Here is a 17,279-nt window from a genome sequence, read left to right as displayed (position 1 = left end):
GCACGCTCACCGGACCGAGGGTGACTGTAGCAACCGCCGTGGCGGTCGCCATCGCAGGGACCAGCCGAGAGGGTCACCGTCACTGAGGCTCGCGCCGGTGACGCTCTCGGCGGCGGTCGGCGGCCGGTGCCCGCCCTGCTGGACGGCCGGTCGGTGAGCCGGTCCAGGGCGCTGCGCCGGGGCCGGCGTGAGGGCGAGGAACTCCTCGCAGGCGTCGAGCGCGGCGACGATGGTCTGCGGTGCGGGCGAAGGAGCCATGCGTCAACGACACCATGCCCGTCCGGCGCCCCGGAAGTACCTGATCCGGCCTGTGGATAACTCGAGCGGGCGTGGTTCAGGCGTCGTCCTTGCGCCGCCACGAGTCGACGTACAGCGCGATGACGATCAGCACGGCCACCGCGAGGCCGAGGATGATCCAGACGAATACGGCACTTGCGGCCATGCAGCGACGGTACCCAAGCGACCCGTGACGGGGCGTCGCACGCAGGAGTGACAAGCGGCCTTGGTACGGTCCGCTGCGATGACGGCGCAATTCGTACTCTCCAACACCCACCTGACCCCGGTACCGCTCGTCCCCGAGGTGCGGCTGCACCTCGCCGACGAGGCCATCGAGCTGTGGGAACGGACCGAAACTGATCAGGGCGCCACGATGCCGCCGCCGTTCTGGGCGTTCGCGTGGGCGGGCGGTCAGGCCTTGGCGCGGTACACCCTGGACCGAAAAGCTTTGATCGACGGCCGATCCGTCCTCGATCTGGCCGCCGGGTCCGGGCTGGTCGCGATCGCCGCCATGAAGGCCGGCGCGGCCCGGGTCACGGCCGTGGAGATCGACGAGCTGGCGGTGGCCGCGATCGCGATCAACGCCGAGGCCAACGGCGTGACCGTCACACCGCTGCTGGCCGATGTCCTGGAGCGGGAGCCGGACGCCGAGGTCGTCCTGGCCGGGGACGTGTTCTACAGCCGGGAGATGACCCGCCGGATGCTGGACTACCTGCGCCGGGCCGCCCGCGCCGGCGCGACCGTCCTCGTCGGCGACCCCGGACGGGCCTACCTGCCCCGGGAGCATCTGACGCTGCTCGCCGAGTACGACGTGCCAGTACCGCAGACGCTGGAAGACGCCCCGGTCAAGCGCACGACCGTGTGGTCGGTCAACCCGTAGATGGCTTCCCCCGAGCGCCTCCCGCCGCCCGCCCTGCCCGCGGTCGCCGCCGGTTCCGCGGACTTCACCGAGGCCTGGCTGGCCAACCGGCGGCTGTCCGCGAACAGCCGGGCCGCGTACCGCCGGGACGTCCACCAGTACCTGCAGTGGTGCACCGGCCGCGACCTGGACCCGCTGCACGCGTCGTTCCTGCACGTCAACGCCTACGCCCGGGACCTGGAGGCGACCGTCGACGGCCGCACCGGCAAGGTCCTCGCCCCGGCCAGCGTGGCCCGGAAACTGTCGGCGCTGTCGAGCTGGTACGCGTTCCTGGTCCGGCTCGAGGCCCTCCCGGCCAACCCGGTCGGCGGCGCGGACCGGCCCCGCGTCGACCGGGACGTGTCCGCGACCGTCGGCCTGGCCGCGGCCGAGGTCGACGCGATGCTCGCCGCCGCCGACCGGCTCGGCGGCCCGACCGCGCCCCGCGACCGCGCGATCCTGGCCCTCCTGGCCGACCTCGGGCTGCGGGTCGGTGAGGTCGTCGCCCTCGACGTCGAGGACCTCGGCACGGAGCGCGGCCACCAGACGGTCCGGTTCACCGGCAAGGGCGGCAAGCCCCGCCGCCGCGCCCTGACCCCGGGTGTGCTGCGGGCCCTCGGCGACTACCTGCCGCTGCGCGGGGACGCGCCCGGGCCGCTGTTCGCGACCGCGACCGGTGGCCGCGTCGACCGGCACGCCGTGTTTCGCCTGGTCCGCCGGTTGGCCCGGGACGCCGGAGTCCCCGAGTGGGAGCGGCTGAGCCCGCACTCGCTGCGGCATGCGTTCGCGACCGCCGCCCGGGATGAGGGGGTACCCCTCGAGGACGTGCAGGACGCCATGGGTCACGCGGACCCGAGGACGACCCGCCGCTACGACCGGGACCGCCACAACCTCGACCGCGACCCCGCCTACACCCTCGCCGCCGCCCGGGCCCGACGAAGCCGAACCTGAGCCGGCGCGCCTGAGCCGCCCGGCGCGCTTGAGCCGCCCGGCGTGGCTTGCCGCCCGGCGTGGCGCGGCCGGTTCCGAGCCTTCGCGCGAAGCGCGCCTTGCGACGGCGACGGCGACGGCGACGGCGACGGCGACGGCGACGGCGGGACAACGCCTTGCGCCGCGCGAAGATCAACCGCCGTCGCCGCCCGCCCGGAAATATGCTGATAAGTCCGATATGTCGAGGCGCGCAGCGCCCGACATATCGAGCCCCGCGCGAATCACACGAGCTGGTCGAAGCCCGCGTGCAGGTCCGCCGAAATGTCCGCGTGGCCGAGCCGGCGCAGGATCCACAGCGACGCCAGCAGCGCCGGCCGCTCCTCGCCCCGCTCCGCCGCCCACGCCGCGTGCTCCAGCAGCAGCGCCGCCGTCAGCGCGTGCCCGAGCCGCAGCGCCAGCTCCCGCGCCCCGGCCTGCACCCGCGGGTCCCGCGGGTCGGAGGCCGCCGTCGCGATGTCCGCGGCGAGCCGCCCGGTCGCGGCGGCGAGGGCCTCGGCGACCCCGGGCAGCCGGTGCGTCGCCGCGTCGGCGGCCATGGTGAGCCGGTTGAGCAGCGGCTTCGCCCCGTCGCCGGTGGCGAGGGCGCGGAGCACGTCGATGGACAGGACGTTCGTGGTGCCCTCCCAGATCGGCAGGACCTGCGCGTCGCGGAGCAGCCGCGGGATGCCGGTGTCCTCGACATACCCGGCGCCGCCGAAACACTCGAGGTATTCGCTGGCCGACGCGACCGCGAGCCGGCCCGTCGTCAGCTTCGCCAGCGGCGCGGCCAGGCGCAGCTCGGCGGCCGCGTCGGTGTCGCCGTGCTCGGCCCGGCCCAGCAGCGCGAACCCGTGCGCGGCGAGGGCGAACGCGCCGGCCGCGTCGACGGCGAGCCCGCCCAGGGTGGCGCGGTGCAGCGGGTTGTCGGCCAGGACGCCGCCGGCGACGGTGCGTTCGGCGGCGTAGGCGAGGGCGTACTCGAGGCCGCGACGCATCCCCCCGGCGGCCGCGGCCGCGTTGTGCAGGCGGGTGACGACGACGAGCGTCATCATCGCGGCCAGGCCGGGCTGGGCCGGGTCGGTCAGCGGGAACGCGGGGACGGCGTCGAGGCGGACCTCGCCGGTGGGTACCGCCCTCGTCCCCAGCTTGTCCTTGAGCCGCAGCACCTGCAGGCCGGGTGCGGGGCTGCGGCCGTCGCCGGCATAGCGCGGTACCAGAAACGGCACCAGATTCCGGCTGCCGGGGCCCGCGCCCTCGGGCCGGGCCAGGGCCACCGCCATCGCCGAGTCGATCGCCGAGCAGAACCACTTGTCGCCGGTCAGCGTCCAGCCGCCCTGGCCGTCGGGGCTCGCGGTGGTGGTGGAGCGGGCGATGTCGGAGCCGCCCTGCGACTCGGTCATCCACTGCCCCGACGTGACCGCGGTGGCCGGGTCGGTGTCGATCAGCCGGGCCAGCCACTCGCCCTGCTCACCGGTCTGGCTGAGCAGGGCGGCGGCGCCGTCGGCCATCGCGACCGGGCAGGAGAACGTCGCCGACTCCGGGCCCCACAGGTGCAGCAGCGCGTGCTGGACGACGCGGGCGCCCGGGCCCCACGCGTCGCGGGCGGCGGGGAGGTAGGGCAAGGCGACGACCGCGTGCCGGGCGGCCGCGGCCCGCTGCGCCTGCCAGCCCGCGGAGGTGTCGACGCGCTCGATGCGCTGCCCCCAGCCGTCGAACCGGGTCAGGGTCGGCGGGTGGTTCTCGGCGTCGTGGTGTGCGTCGCGCAGCGGCCCCAGGACCTCGGCGGCCAGGTCGGACAGGCGCTGCTCGGCGGCCGCGTGCCCGTCCTCGCCGAGGAGCCGGTCGAGCCAGCCGCGCAGCTGCGGGTCGGCGGTGTACGGGTCTCGCAGCCCCGGCCCGGTCTGCACGAATCGTACGGCCGAGCCCGAAGCCCCGGCTGGAGGTCGCGTCATGCCGGCAAGGCTACTTTGATGCGGTGACGGCGCACATCGACACCGCGCAGCGGCGGGCCCGGCTGGGGTTGCGGCACGGGCTCGGCCAGGCGGTACCCCCGCAGAAAACCGCTGAAGCAGTCACCGCCGAGCTCGTCGCGCTCCACGCCACCGACCCGGCCACCGTCCACCTGTCGGTCGCCGCCCGCCTGCACCGGCCCCTGGTCGCGACCGTCGAGGAGGCGCTGTACGAGCGGCGGACCCTGCTGCGGATGCTCGGGATGCGCCGCACGATGTTCGTCGTCCCGTCCGGTTTCGCCGCCGTCGTGCAGGCCGGCGCCACTCGGGCGGTCGCCGCCGAGCAGCGCCGCCTCCTCGTGAAACACCTGACCGAGACCGGTGTCGGCGACGCGGCGTGGCTCGAGGACGTCTCCGAGTCCACCTACGAGGCCCTGCGCCGGCGCCGCTCCGCGACCGCCGCCCAGCTCGCCGCCGACGAACCACGGCTGCGCTCACGCATGGTGTTCCCGCAGGGCGAGCAGTACGTGACCAGCCGCGTGCTGTTCCTGCTCGCCGCCGACGGCCGGATCGTGCGCGGCCGCCCGGCCGGGTCGTGGATCAGCAGCCAGTACGCCTGGTCGTGCGTGACCGACTGGCTCCCCGAACCCCTCGAGGACCTCGACCCGGCGGCCGCCCGCACCGAACTCGCGCGGGCGTGGCTGGCCCGGTTCGGCCCGGGCACCGCCGCCGACCTGAAGTGGTGGTCCGGCTGGAGCATGACCCACACCAGGGCCGCCCTGCGCGCCCTCGAGGCCGTGGAGGTCGCCCTCGACGGCGGCGAAACCGGCTACGTGCTTCCCGACGACACCGGACCGGTCGACGACCCCGGCCCGTGGGTGGCGCTGCTCCCGAGTCTGGACCCGACGGTCATGGGGTTTCAGAGCCGGCATTGGTACCTCGGGCAGCACGCGGAGTCCCTCTTCGACCGCACCGGCAACGCCGGCCCGACGATCTGGTCGTCCGGCCGCATCGTCGGCGGCTGGGCCCAGCAGCCCTCCGGCCGGGTCGTCACCGAGCTGCTCGAACCGGTCTCGGCGGCCGAGACCCGGGCCGTCGCGCGGGCCGCGGACGAGCTCACCGGGTGGCTGGCCGGCGTGCGGGTGACTCCCAGGTTCCGGGCCCCGTTGGAGCGAAAATTGTCAGACCCGGCCGGTACGGTCAGCGCATGACCGTGGTTGCACGTGTCGGCTCAGTCACCCTGGACTGCGCCGACCCCGGGGCCCTGGCCGACTTCTACCAGGCGGTGACCGGCGCCGCCCGCGCCTACGACGACGCCGACCAGGTCGCCCTGGAGCCGGTCACCCCGGGCGGCATCAACCTGTGCTTCCAGCGCGTCGCCGACTACCGCCCGCCGCGCTGGCCCGACCCGGCCGCGCCCCAGCAGTTCCACCTCGACCTCTACGCCACCGACCCGGCGCGGGCCGCGGCCCGGCTCGAGGAGCTGGGCGCGACCCGCCCCGCGGCCCAGCCGGGCGCCGGCCGCTGGACGGTGTTCCTGGACCCGGCCGGCCACCCGTTCTGCCTCGCCGCCGACCCGGAGCCGGCCCGGTGACGGCGGTCGGCTGGACCATCGCCGGGCTGGCCGCGGTCTTCACCGTGATCCGGGCGCTGGGCCTGGAACGGGGGACACCGCTGGTGCAGCTGGTCACCTACACGCCCTACGCCGCGGCCCTGGCGCTGCTGGCCGGTGCCCCCGCGCTCCTGGTCGCGCCCGGCCCCGGCCTGCTGCTCACCGCCTGCGGTCTCGTCCTGGCCGGCCTGGTCGGGCCCCGCCTGATCCCGGGGCCGCGGCCGGGCGAGGGGGTGCGGCTGCGGGTGATGTGCGCCAACCTGCTCTACGGCCGCGGCGCGACACCGCGGTTCGTCGAGCAGCTGAAGATCGATGACGTGGACGTCCTGGCCGTGCAGGAGCTGACCGGCGAGGGCCTGGCCGCCCTCGACGAGGCCGGGATCGACGCCCTGCTCCCATATCGGGTGGTCGCCCCGGCGCCCGGCGGCGGCGGGTCGGGCCTGTTCAGCCGCCACCCGATCGCCGAACCGACGAGCCGCACCCACACCCCGATCCCGCTCAACCAGACCGGCGCCACGGTGCTCGTGCCGGGCGCGGGCCCGGTCCTGGTCGAGTCCGCCCACCCATACCCGCCCCGCAAGGGCCACGTCGGCGTCTGGTCACAGAACATCCGCACCCAGCCGCTCCCGGCCCCCGACGGCCCGCCGCGCATCCTCCTCGGCGACTTCAACGCCACCCTCGACCACGCCGTCCTGCGCAGCCTCCTACGGGCCGGCTACCGCGACGCCGCCGCCGAACGCGGCCGCGGCCTGCTCCCGACCTGGCCGTGCCGCACCGAGACCCTGCCGTTCTGGACCCCGCCGATCACCCTCGACCACGTCCTGGCCGACGCCCGGATCGGCGTCCGCGAGTTCGGCACCCGCCACCCGGGCGAGAGCGACCACACCATCGTCGTCGCCGAGCTCGTCCTCCCCCCGGCGTGAGCCGCGGTCGGGCCCGAGCGGCAGGCCTTCGCGCGGGTGACATCAGACCAGCCGGAGCTGGCCTTCCGCGCGGGCGGCCGGGCCCAGGTTGCCGGTACGGTGATGACGCCGGCACAGCACCTGGTAGTGCACGTCCGGCGGCTGCGGGGCCGCGGCCCCGTCGGCGGCCGTGTCGCCGATCACGACCTGGTCGCCCTCGCGGGCGATGACGCCGTCGACGACGCGGGCGTTGAGCAGGCCCGACCGCCCGCACCAGCACAGCACCTCGACCTGCACCTTCGTCACCTCGTCGGCGAGCTCGAACAGCCGCCGCGCGGCCGGGAACAGGGCCGTGCGGAAGTCCGTGGCCAGGCCGAACGCGTAGACGTCGACGTCGGAGGTGTCGACGAGGTCGGCCAGCTGCTCGATCTGCTCGACGGTGTAGAAGCTGGCCTCGTCGCAGATGAGGTAGTCGACCCGGATGCCTCTGGCCCACCGTTCCCGCACAAGGGCCCGCAGGTCCAGCCCGGCCACGTCGACGGCGTCCTTGCCCAGCCCGATCCGGGTCGACAGCCGCCCGGGCCCGGCCCGGTCGATGGTGGTCAGCACCAGCCCGTGCCGGCCCTGCCGAGCGTGGTTGTAGTCCATCTGCAGCGCGAGGGTGGACTTGCCGCAGTCCATCGGGCCGTAGAAGAACTTCAGCCGCCCGCCGCGCCGTAAGCGGCTGTCACCGGCGGCCACGCAGGCGGTGGGGTCGTCGTCCTCGGTTGGTGTCACGACGTCGCAGCCTACTGGCTATGCGAAGGCCGATCCGGGCACGGCCTCCAGTCCGGTGTGGATCCGATCGACCCGCGCCGCCGGGCCGACCCGGTCCCGCAGCCGCGCACCGAGCGTGCCCAGGTGGCGCCCGCCGGCCCGGGTCGTCGGATCGAGGCCCGCGATCCCCTCCCCGCGATAGGCCGGCCCGAGCCGCGCCAGGTCGGCGGCGGCGTTGGCGCGCACCTCCCGTGGCACGCCCGCGTCGTCACGCAGGGCCCGTAGGACCGTCGCCGCCTCGTCGAGCCGCTCCGGAGCCCGGGCCGGCAGGGCGGCCGCGGCCCGGCGCCGCACGGTCGGCGGCCCATCCGCGGCCAGGTCGGCGAGGGCGGCGACGGCCGCGGCCGGGTCGGCCGACCGGGCGAGCAGCAGCAAAGCCCCTTCAAGCCGATCATGCGGGTGTACGGCCTGATCCGCGCACATGCCGCCGAGGAGCCGCAGGGCCTGACCTTCCAGCGCGGGCCCGCCGTGCAGCAGCGCTTCCGCCGCGGCCCGCCGCAGGTAGCCGGGGTCGCCGCGGCGCGCCAGGAGCAGCTCTGCGGCTTCGGGCCAGCCCGGATGCCGGTGCCGGACAAGCGCGGCGGCTGCCCTGATGCCGGGGGCGTCCCGGCCGCGGGCGGCTTCGAGCAGTACCAGAGCGGCGTCTTGCCGATCCGCCGGCGAAACCAGTGCGAGCCTTGCCGCCGCGGCGAGCCGCCGGGGTCCGTCGAGCTGCTCCCGGAGCATGGCCGCGGCCTGCCGCCGGTACTGCGGGCTCAGCGGCGCCAGCGCGGCCGCGGCCTCGATCGGATCGTCGGAGTGCGCGAGATACGTGGCGGCGATGTCCCGGCAGACGGGCCCGAGCCCGGCGAGGGCGATCGCGATGTGCCGCCGCGTCCGCCCGGACAGCCGGGGCTGCTCGAGCAGGCCGACAAGCCGCGCCGCGGCCAGATCGCGCCCCGTCGCCCCGAGCGTGCCGAGCAGTGCCGCGACCCGGCACCGATCCCGCACGGTGAGCTGCGCGTCGTCGACTATGCCAGCGAGTAGCCGAAGCGCGACGGGCCGTCCGCGATACACGTCGATCAGCTCGTTGACCGCCGGCCACCGCTCGGCCCATCCGTTCCCGGCGCCCTCCAGGACGGCGATCGCCGCCGGCGCGTGGCGTTCGTCGAGCCGGGCCATGAGCGCGGCCGCCACGACAGCGTTGCCGAGCATGGCCACCGCGGCGGGGACGCCGAGCCCGGTGAATGTCTCGGGCTCGGCCGCCGCGAGGGCGAAGGCCGCGGCCCGCCCGTGGTCCGGGTCCGCGGCGAGCCGGCGCAATGTGTCGCGGGCGGCCACGTCGCCGGGTTCCAGGTCGGCGACGAGTTCGGCCAGCCGGACGGCCTGATCCGGCCGTAGCCGCGGATCGCCGAGCAGGCGCCGGGCGTGGCGGAGGGCGCCGGGCACCGTGGCGGCGATCGATCCGAGCTGCTCGACCGCCGCAACCAGGTGCCGGAGGTCGGCATCGGCCCGGTCGAGCAGCCCCTCGGCCGCATCGGCCGCGGCGCGGCGGCTCCGCGCCGACAGCCGGGTCAGCGCGCCGGTGAGGACGACGACGTCGGCCGGGCCCGGGCCGTCGGCGAGACGCGCGACGAGCGCCGCATGGGCGTCGGACTCGAACTCGGGCCCGAGTTCGGCGAGTGCGCAGGCGGCGGCGGCCAGCGTCGGCGCGTCGTCGTCGAACAGCGACCGGAACGTGTCGGCGAACCTCGGGATCTCCAGGTCCGGCAGTCGGACCGCGACCTCGGCCACGGCTTCGAGGACGGCCGGCCCGGGCGAGGCCACCGCGACGGCCCGCAGCCGGGCGGCGTCCAGCGGCCCGTCGGCGGCCACCTTGGCCAGCCAGGCCACGGCGCCTGTCCGGGCGAGTGGTTCGGCGGGGACGGCGCGCGCCTGGCGGACCCGGTCGGCTCGCGCCCCGGGCCGGAAACGGTCGAGCGCGGCGTTCGCCGCCACCCACGTCTCACCTGGCGTGTGCGGGTCGTCGCACAGCAGCGTGAGCACGGCGACGGCCCGGTCCCGCCCGGCCGACAGCAGGCCGAGCCGCTCGGCGGCCACGGCCCGGTCGGCCGGTAGTACGTGCGGGTCACGGCACATGGCGGCGAGGAGTTCAATGGCGGTATGCCGGTCCGCGGGGCGCCAGTTCAGCAGGTCCTCGCCGGCGCCGCTGCGGACGGGGACCGGGGCCGTGGCGTCGGCGCCGGTCTCGTGCCAGCGTTCGAGCTGGCGGGTCCGTTCGTCCCGGCTGTACCGCGTGAGCTGCCGTAGGACGTAAGGCCGGTCTACATCGTCAGGAGCGTCAATGCTCACGGCCCGCCGCAGCCGCGCCGCTGCGGCCGCGCGGGCCGCGGGCATCGTCTCGAACATGTAGAAGGCGATCCACATCGAGTCCTCGGGGCCGGGGCGGGGATCGGCCAGCGACCGGCGCAGCTCGGCCTCGCACCGGCCCTGATGCCCCGGAAACTCGGACGCCAGCACATACGCGCCATAGGCCCGCCGCTGGGCCGAACGATCCGTTGCCGAGGCGTCCTCGAGGATCTGGATGCCGGCCGATGCCGTCTCGGGTCCGAGCAGGGCCAGCATCGTCGCCGCCGTGTTGCGCGTCGAGGGGCGGACGAACCGATCGCCGGCCAGCGCCTGGAGCGCGGCGGCGCCGATCGGGCTGCTCGGATCGAGGATCGCCCGGGCCGTCGCGAATCTGACCGCCTGCTCGTCCGGCGGGTCCGGCGGCATCCGGCCGAGCAGCTCGATCCACCCGGCCCGTCGCTCGGGTGACATCCGCACAGCGATCTGGGCCGCCATCCGGAACTGCCAGGCATTCGCGGTGCGGCGTCCGGTGAAGATGCTGTCGATCGCGGTCGCCGCAACCGGGTGGTACTCGACGCCGAGGTCCGCCAGCGTCCCGGCGACGTCGCGCTGGTGCCAGCCGTTGACCTGCCGGTCGACGGCGAGCGCGGCCAGGACCGCGGCCGCGGATCGGCGATGCTCGGGGCCGAGGTCGGCGGCGACCCGGGCGGCGAAGATCCGCTCGAACGGCTCGACGTAGACGTCCCGGGCCAGATCCAGCAGCAACCGGCCCGCCCCGGCCGGGTCAGTGCCGAGCTCTGCGAGGAGCCGGCCGAAGTGGGCGCGGTCACCAGGGTGGGTGTACGGGTCGTCCAGCGCGGCGTGGATCGTCGCTGTCGCTTCCTCCCGCCGGCCGTTGTCGAGCTCCGCGAGGACCCGCGCCGCCTGTGCCCCGCCATCGACCAGTGCACGGTCGTGGACGGCAGCGATGAGCGCCGCGCGGACCCGCGGCCGCAGCGGCGGGCCGAGCGCCGCCATCCCACGGGCAGCCCGGCTGACCTCACCGACCGTGGCAAGGTCGTCGCGCAGCGCCCGGCCCAGCTCGTCGAGCGCCGCACCGGGTCCGTCCGCCGCCGCCGCGGCCAGCGCCCCGGCCAGGGTGGTGCGCTGGTCCGGCAGGAGCGCACCGGCGAGGCGCGAACGGATGCTGGCGGCAGCGCCCGGATCGGCGCCCAGAGCTCGGGCGGCGGACGCGACGATGCTCAGGTCGGCGGCATCGTCGCACAGCCGGGCCCGGGCCCACTGGGACCGGACCGGACCGGCGGGCAGGCGCCCGACCGCGCGGACGACCTGCTCGTCGGGCCAGTATGTGCAAACCAGTTCGAGGTGCCGCAGGCACGCCGCGACGTGCCGGTCGGCGGCCGCGGCGCCGTCGCCGATCAGCCGGCAGGCCGTGTACTGGTCGTTGCGTGAGCCGTTCAGCAGCCAGTCGAGCAGCCGGTCGCCGTCGCCCCGGTGGGACCAGCGGACCAGCACCGACAGCGCGGCCGTGTCGCCGAACGTGGCGCGGGCGATCCAGTGCCGCCACGTCTCGCCGGCCGGGTCGAAGGCCGGTGGCAGCGCGGCGGCGTGGCCGTCGGCGGTGAAGTGCTCGGCGAAAGTGTGGTGGATGAACGACAGATCCGCGTCGCGTCGGACCAGCAGGCCGGTCGTCGTCAGGAGATCGGCGATCAGCGATTCGCGGTCCGGGACCATCCGCAGGCCCGACGGGAGGTGCCGCTCGCACCAGCTTCCGGCCGCGCGCAGGAGCGGCTCGTTCGTCTCGACCTGCGTGACCGCCAGGTGTTCCACCAGGTCTTGCGTGCGGTCGAACACCACCTCCAGGTCCCGGGCGGCGTCCGGGGAGCGCTGGCGACGTTTCGCGCGCAGCGCCCGACGGCGGTCGGTGTTGACCTCGCGGAGGTGGGCGAGGTACTGCGTATAGAGCTCGTAGCGGCTGCCGGGCAGGCCTCGGCCCGGGTGGGAGGCGAAGACGGTCACCGCGATCGTCGCCAGTAGCGGAGTCGCGGCAACCTCGTCCAGGTCGGCCGTCCGGAGCTGATCCAGGAAGCGATCGGCCCGGGTGTCGCCGCCGAAGACGCCGGCGACGAAGTCCTCCAGGGCGGTTTGGCTGAACGGCAGCAGCGAGTAGAGGCCGGCGCCGAGGCGGCGCAGGCGGTCGCGGGCCGGGCCGTCCAGCGGGCGGGTCAGCAGGACGATCCGGTACGGCGAGGACGCGTCGGCCATCCGCTCGGCGAGGACCTCCAGCAACTCCAGCCGGTGCGGTTCGGTCACCTCGTCGAGGGCGTCCACCAGGATCAGCCACTCGGCGCCGGCCGGATGGGCCGTGAACAGCTCGGCCGTGGGCCGGGCATCGGCGTGCTGGCCGATGTGTTCGGCGCTGGCACCGGCCAGGGCCGTCGTCCACGGCTCGTCGCGGCGGCGGGCCAGCGCCCGGGCCGTGACCAGGACCGGGATCACCGGCGTGGCGGTGACCCGGTCGGCGTCCACCGGCTGCCATTGGCGGCCGATCCGGTCGGTCAGCGAGCGGGCCAGACTGGACTTGCCCAGGCCCGGGCCGCCTTCGACGAGCAGGTGGCGGTGGCGGTCCAGGACGTGCTCGACGCGTTCGGCCAGGGGTAGCATCCGGACCTGGACCTGGCCGGTGGCGCGGGCCTCCAGGCGTTCCGTCGAACCGGGGTCGGCCAGGGCGAAGGCGGTCGCGCGGGTCGTGGCGGCCGCCGGGGTCCGGGCCTCGAGGTCCTGCTGGACGTAGAGCTCGGCCATCCGGACCGGGCCGAAGCCGGCGACGTGGTACGGCACCGAACGCGCCGCCCGGACCTGGTCCGCGACGAACCGCGGCAGTTCGGGTGGGGTGCGCAGGACGCCCCAGACGGTACGGGCGGGAACCTGGGCGGTGCGGGGTGCGAGGCGGGACAGGACGCCGGCGGCCGAGACGGACAGGCCGAGCAGGGCGACGGTGCCGGCGATGATGCTGGAGACCTGATCGGCGGCGCCGAGGCCGCCGGTGATCAGGAAGACGGCGACGGTGGCCAGGGCGGCCGAGGTGCCCAGGACGATGGCAGCCAGGGCGATGCGTCGACGTGTCGGGCCGGCCACGTATCCATCTTCGTGGCTGCGCGCAACGGCCGCATCAACCGGTCGTGTGATCGGTTCCGGGGACGTGCTCCGTGACGCCCATCGCCTGGTACAGGTCGGCGGCGGTCTGCAGGCGGAGGCGGGACAGGCGCGGGTCGACGGTGCACAGGCCGAGGCCGTGGTAGGCGCGGGCCTGTTCGTAGCGGTACCCGGCCCGCATTGCGCGTTCCAGGGCGCGGGCGTATTCGGTTTTGGCCTCGTCGCGGCGGCCGACCGCGTGCAGCCCGGCGCCGTAGTTGTTGCCGGCGAGGCAGGCGATGTGCGGGTCGAGGTGTTCGGAGTCGCGGGCGGCGAGGGCGAGCAGGGCCAGGCCTTCGCCGGTGCGGCCGCGCGCGACCAGGGTGATGCCCAGGTAGGAGCGGGCCTCGCAGATGACGGCCATGCCGGCCTCGGGGGCGACGTGGCTGACCGTCCAGCGCAGCAGCAGTTCGGCGAGGCGGTGCTGGCCGAGGCGCTGGCGGATGACGGCGAGCTCGATCGCGCCGTTGATGGCCAGTTGGGTACCGCCGCTTCGCCCGACCGCCAAAGCGTGCCGGGCCGAGGCGAGGGCCTCGTCGGTGCGCCCGAGCAGCCGCAGGATCGTGGTGAGGCACGTCCACTGCCCGCCGTAGACGATCGCCTCGGCCGGGTAGATGGCCTGCAGGGAGTGTTCGAGGAGGTTGAGGGCTTCGGTGAGCCGGCCGGCGTACTGGTAGACGGCGGCCAGGTTGCTGCGGGCCCGCGCGCCCCACACCGGGTCGGCGGCGATGACGTGCAGGTGCCGGGCCGCCTCGTCCTGGTTGCCGGCGCGGGCGTAGGCGGAGGCCAGGTAGTTGTGGGTCATCGCGATGAGGTCGTCGTCGGCGAGGGCCTCGGCGGCGCTCAGGGCACGGCGGTGCAGGTCGGTGGAGACGTCGTTCATGGAGTTGCGGAAGAGGTAGCCCCACATCGCCCGCGGCAACAGGCACGTGTGGCGGTGGCTGCCGATCCGGTCGGCGAGCCCGGCCACGGCGATGAGGTTGCCGATCTCCACGTCGAGCCAGCGGCGCGTCCCGGCGAGGTCGGTGAACCGCGGCACCCAGGGGGAGTCCTCGCCGGTGTCGATGGCGCCGCGGCGCCGGCCGTTCTCCCAGGGGCGGGTCGCGGCCGCCGCGGCCTGCAGGTAGAGCTCCAGCATCCGCTCGGTCGCGGCGGGCCGTTCGGGGTCGGGCTCGGCGAGCTGCGCGGCGTACTCGCGCAGCAGGTCGTGCAGCCGGAACCGGCCGGCGGCGGGTTCGATGAGCAGGTGGGCGTCGACGAGCCGGCCGAGGACGTCGTCGGTGTCGCGCAGCGGCAGGTCGGCGAGGGCGGCGGCGGCGTGGACGGAGAACTCCCCGGACGGGTGCAGGCCGGTGAGCCGGAACAGCCGCCGGGCCGGTTCGTCCAGGGCCCGGTAGGACAGTTCGAACGCGGCGTGCGGGGAGCGCCCGTCGACGGTCAGGTCGACGGGGGCCGGGTTGGCCTGGCGGAGCCGGTCGGCGAGGTCGGCGACGGACCACGACGGGCGGTGCGCGAGGCGGGCCGCGGACAGCCGCAGCGCCAGGGGCAGGCCGCCGCAGAGGCGCACGACGTCGGCGACGGCCCGCGGGTCGGCCTCGGCCCGGGCCCCGACGACGGTGGTGACGAACCGGACCGCGTCGCCGTCGTCGAGGACGTCGAGGGAGACGCTGCGGGCCCCGTCGAGCCCGCCGAGGCGGCGGCGGCTGGTGATGAGCACGAGGCTGGCCGACGCGCCCGGCAGCAGCGGGGTGACCTGGTCGGGGTCGGCGGCGTTGTCGAGGACGACGAGGAGGCGGCGGGCGGCGAGTTCGCTGCGCCAGCGGGCGACGCGCTCGTCGGGGTCGGCGGGGACGCGTTCCGGGTCGACGCCCAGATGCCGCAGCAGCAGCCCGACGGCGTCGTGGGGTGGCAGGGGCGGGCGTTCGCCGTGGGCGCGCAGGTCGACGAAGAGCCGGCCGTCGGGGTACCGGTCGGCGACGAGGTGCGCGACGTGCACGGCGAGGCTGGTCTTGCCGACCCCGGCCATCCCGTCGACGGTCAACACGACGGGGACGCCGTCGTGGCCGGGCTGCGCGGCCCCCACGAGTTTCGTGACGACCTCGTCGCGGCCGGCGAAGTCGGCGATGTCCCGGGGCAGCGTCCACGGGGTCGGGATGGGCACCGTGCGCGGCGCCGGCGCGGGAGCACTGGACCCCAGCACCAGCGGCGGCTGCAGCAGCGAGCGGTACAGCTCCTGCAGCGCGGCGCTCGGGGCGAGGCCGAGCTGCTCGTCGAGGGCCTCGGTGAGGCGCAGGTAGACGGCGATCGCGTCGGCGGTCCGCCCGACCCGGGCCAGGGCGGTCATGAGCTGGCCGTGGAGGCGTTCGCGGAGCGGGTGCTGCTCGGCCAGGCCGGTGAGCTGGCTGATCAGCTCCGACTGCAGGCCGAGCTGCAGCTCGACGTCGAGGCAGTCCTCCAGGGCGCTGTTGTGCCGCTCCTCGAGGGCGACGGCGGCGGCCTGGACGCTGGGGCTGTCGACCCCGGCCAGCGCCGACCCGCGCCACAGGTCGAGGGCGTCGCGGAGGTGCTTGCGGGCGGTGTGCAGCTCCCCGGCCGCCATCGCGGCCCGCCCGTCGGCGACGAGCTGGGCGAAGACGAGCGTGTCGAGCTCGTCGGGGGCGACGGCGGCGCGGTAGCCGGCGGTGTCGGTCTGGATCGCGCCGGGCAGGTGCCGGCGCAGCCGCGACACGCAGGTGTGCAGCTGGGCGCGGGCGGTCGCGGGGGCGTTGTCGCCCCAGACGGCGTCGACGAGCCGGGGCAGGGTGACGACCCGGTTGGGCTGTAACAGCAGCATCACCAGCAGGACCCGGTCGCGGGTCGCCGAGATCTCCAGCCGCCGGCCGGCGACGTCGACCTCCAGCGGACCGAGCAGCCGGTAACGCACGACCCGAACAGTAACCCAGGGTGTCACGTACAAGACACCCACCAGTCAGCGAACCGTCAGAGCTTCGCGGGCGGGGTGTTGCCGGCCTGTTCGATGGCCCGCCGGATCGGGACCATGGCCAGGACGACGAACCCGGCGACGAAGAACACGATGAGGGCGATGATCGCGACCCGGTAGCTGTTCGTCAGGTCGTAGGCGAGGCCGAACGCGAGCGGCCCGAGCCAGCTGGTGCCCTTGTCGGAGATCTCGTAGATGCCGAAGTACTCGCCTTCCTTACCCTTGGGGATCAGCTGCGAGAACAGCGACCGGGACAGGGCCTGGCTGCCGCCGAGGACGAGACCGATCCCGCCGCCGAGGACGACGAACGGGACGGCCTGGTGGGCCGGCAGGACGAACGCGACGAGGATGACGACCGTCCACAGGACCAGGCTGAGCAGGACCGTCTTCCACGCGCCGATGGCCTTGGCCAGCCGGCCCAGCAGCAGCGCCCCGGCGAACGCCAGGAACTGCACCATCAGGATCGTCGGGACGAGCACGTCGTCGGAGAGCTTGAGCTCCTCGGTGCCGTAGACACTGGCCAGGGAGATGACGGTCTGGATGCCGTCGTTGTAGATGAGATAAGCGACCAGGAAGAACAGCGTCAGGGGGTACGCCTTGAGCCCCTTCAAGGTCGCCCAGAGCTGGATGAAACCACCGGTGACCACGTTGCCGCGGGCCTGCTCCGCCGAGGCGACGGGCCGGTTGTGCAGCGCCAGGAGCGGGATGGTGGTGAACCCGGCCCACCACAGCCCGGCCGACACGATGCTGTACCGGGCGACCTCGCCGGTGCTCAGGCCGAGGCTGTCCTTCATGAGCACGGCGACCACGTTGAGCAACAGCAACGTGCCGCCGCCGAGGTACCCCCACGCCCACCCGAAACTTGAGACGCGATCCCGGTCGTGCTCGTCGGCGATCTGCGGCAGGAACGAGTTGTACACGACGACGGACGCCCCGAACGCGATGTTCGCCAGCAGGAACAGCCCGGCGCCGAGCAGGTATCGGTCGCCGGTCAGGAACAGCATCGCGGCGGTGGCGGCGGCGCCGATGTAGGCGAACAGGGCCAGGAGCTGCTTCTTGCGCGGGGACCGGTCCGCGATCGCGCCGACGACGGGCAGGACGAACACGGTCAGGAACACCGACAGCGACACCGTGTAGGGAAACAGTGACCCGGGGGCGATGGCGATGCCGAGCGGGTGGATCGCGGCGCCGTCGGGGCAGGTGTCGCCGTCGCAACCGGCGGCCGTCTTCGCGATCGACGTCAGGTATGGCCCGAGGAAGACGGTGACGACCGTGGTCTGGAACGCGGAGTTGGCCCAGTCATAGAAGTACCAGCCGGTGCGCTCCCGACGCGAGCTGAGCTCCTCCACGCAAC

The 17,279-nt window shown here is 74.9% G+C and carries 11 protein-coding genes; 5 read left to right on the top strand and 6 right to left on the bottom strand.

Features of this window, described 5'->3' with window-relative positions:
• Positions 1–6 precede the first annotated feature (6 nt).
• Positions 7–258 (bottom strand): hypothetical protein, encoded by a 252-nt coding sequence (locus ACIA8L_RS09560; protein WP_395902361.1) that lies wholly within the window; start codon positions 256–258, stop codon positions 7–9.
• 262 nt (positions 259–520) lie between these two features.
• Here ACIA8L_RS09560 and ACIA8L_RS09555 point away from each other — a divergent pair, with 262 nt between their 5' ends.
• Positions 521–1,156 carry a class I SAM-dependent methyltransferase gene (locus ACIA8L_RS09555; protein WP_395902359.1) on the top strand — a complete coding sequence of 212 codons (636 nt, stop codon included), beginning with the start codon at positions 521–523 and terminating at the stop codon, positions 1,154–1,156.
• A complete protein-coding gene (locus tag ACIA8L_RS09550; RefSeq protein WP_395902358.1) occupies positions 1,157–2,125 on the top strand; it encodes a tyrosine-type recombinase/integrase in 969 nt (322 codons plus the stop codon).
• A gap of 260 nt (positions 2,126–2,385) precedes the next feature.
• Here the strand turns inward: ACIA8L_RS09550 and ACIA8L_RS09545 are convergent, their stop codons facing one another.
• Complete coding sequence (locus tag ACIA8L_RS09545) at positions 2,386–4,095, bottom strand: acyl-CoA dehydrogenase family protein (protein ID WP_395902356.1); 1,710 nt, start codon at positions 4,093–4,095, stop codon at positions 2,386–2,388.
• Between the two features lie 23 nt (positions 4,096–4,118).
• Here ACIA8L_RS09545 and ACIA8L_RS09540 point away from each other — a divergent pair, with 23 nt between their 5' ends.
• Genes ACIA8L_RS09540 through ACIA8L_RS09530 form a run of 3 tightly spaced genes read left to right on the top strand, consistent with a single transcriptional unit; the run spans position 4,119 to position 6,627 of the window.
• On the top strand, positions 4,119–5,303 hold the full coding sequence (locus tag ACIA8L_RS09540) for a winged helix DNA-binding domain-containing protein (protein ID WP_395902354.1): 1,185 nt from the start codon (positions 4,119–4,121) through the stop codon (positions 5,301–5,303).
• Positions 5,300–5,686: a VOC family protein gene (locus tag ACIA8L_RS09535; protein WP_395902352.1), complete on the top strand. Its 387-nt coding sequence runs from the start codon at positions 5,300–5,302 to the stop codon at positions 5,684–5,686. The genes ACIA8L_RS09540 and ACIA8L_RS09535 overlap by 4 nt, the downstream gene beginning before the upstream one ends.
• Positions 5,683–6,627: an endonuclease/exonuclease/phosphatase family protein gene (locus ACIA8L_RS09530; RefSeq protein WP_395902350.1), complete on the top strand. Its 945-nt coding sequence runs from the start codon at positions 5,683–5,685 to the stop codon at positions 6,625–6,627. Before ACIA8L_RS09535 ends, ACIA8L_RS09530 begins: the two co-directional genes overlap by 4 nt.
• A gap of 42 nt (positions 6,628–6,669) precedes the next feature.
• Here the strand turns inward: ACIA8L_RS09530 and ACIA8L_RS09525 are convergent, their stop codons facing one another.
• The 4 genes from ACIA8L_RS09525 to ACIA8L_RS09510 are packed head-to-tail and all read right to left on the bottom strand — an operon-like array spanning position 6,670 to position 17,274.
• Complete coding sequence (locus ACIA8L_RS09525; RefSeq protein ID WP_395902348.1) at positions 6,670–7,383, bottom strand: thymidine kinase; 714 nt, start codon at positions 7,381–7,383, stop codon at positions 6,670–6,672.
• Positions 7,384–7,401: 18 nt separating this feature from the next.
• Entirely contained in the window at positions 7,402–12,888 is a 5,487-nt protein-coding gene (locus ACIA8L_RS09520; RefSeq protein WP_395902347.1) for a hypothetical protein, read from the bottom strand.
• Between the two features lie 34 nt (positions 12,889–12,922).
• Positions 12,923–15,868 (bottom strand): BTAD domain-containing putative transcriptional regulator, encoded by a 2,946-nt coding sequence (locus ACIA8L_RS09515; protein ID WP_395902345.1) that lies wholly within the window; start codon positions 15,866–15,868, stop codon positions 12,923–12,925.
• 56 nt (positions 15,869–15,924) lie between these two features.
• Positions 15,925–17,274, bottom strand: a complete 1,350-nt coding sequence (locus ACIA8L_RS09510) for an MFS transporter (RefSeq protein ID WP_395902344.1) — start codon at positions 17,272–17,274, stop codon at positions 15,925–15,927.
• Between the last annotated feature and the right edge of the window lie 5 nt (positions 17,275–17,279).

This window comes from Dactylosporangium sp. NPDC051541 (assembly GCF_044454505.1).
GTDB lineage: Bacteria > Actinomycetota > Actinomycetes > Mycobacteriales > Micromonosporaceae > Dactylosporangium.
This window is presented reverse-complemented; position numbering and strand designations above follow the sequence as displayed.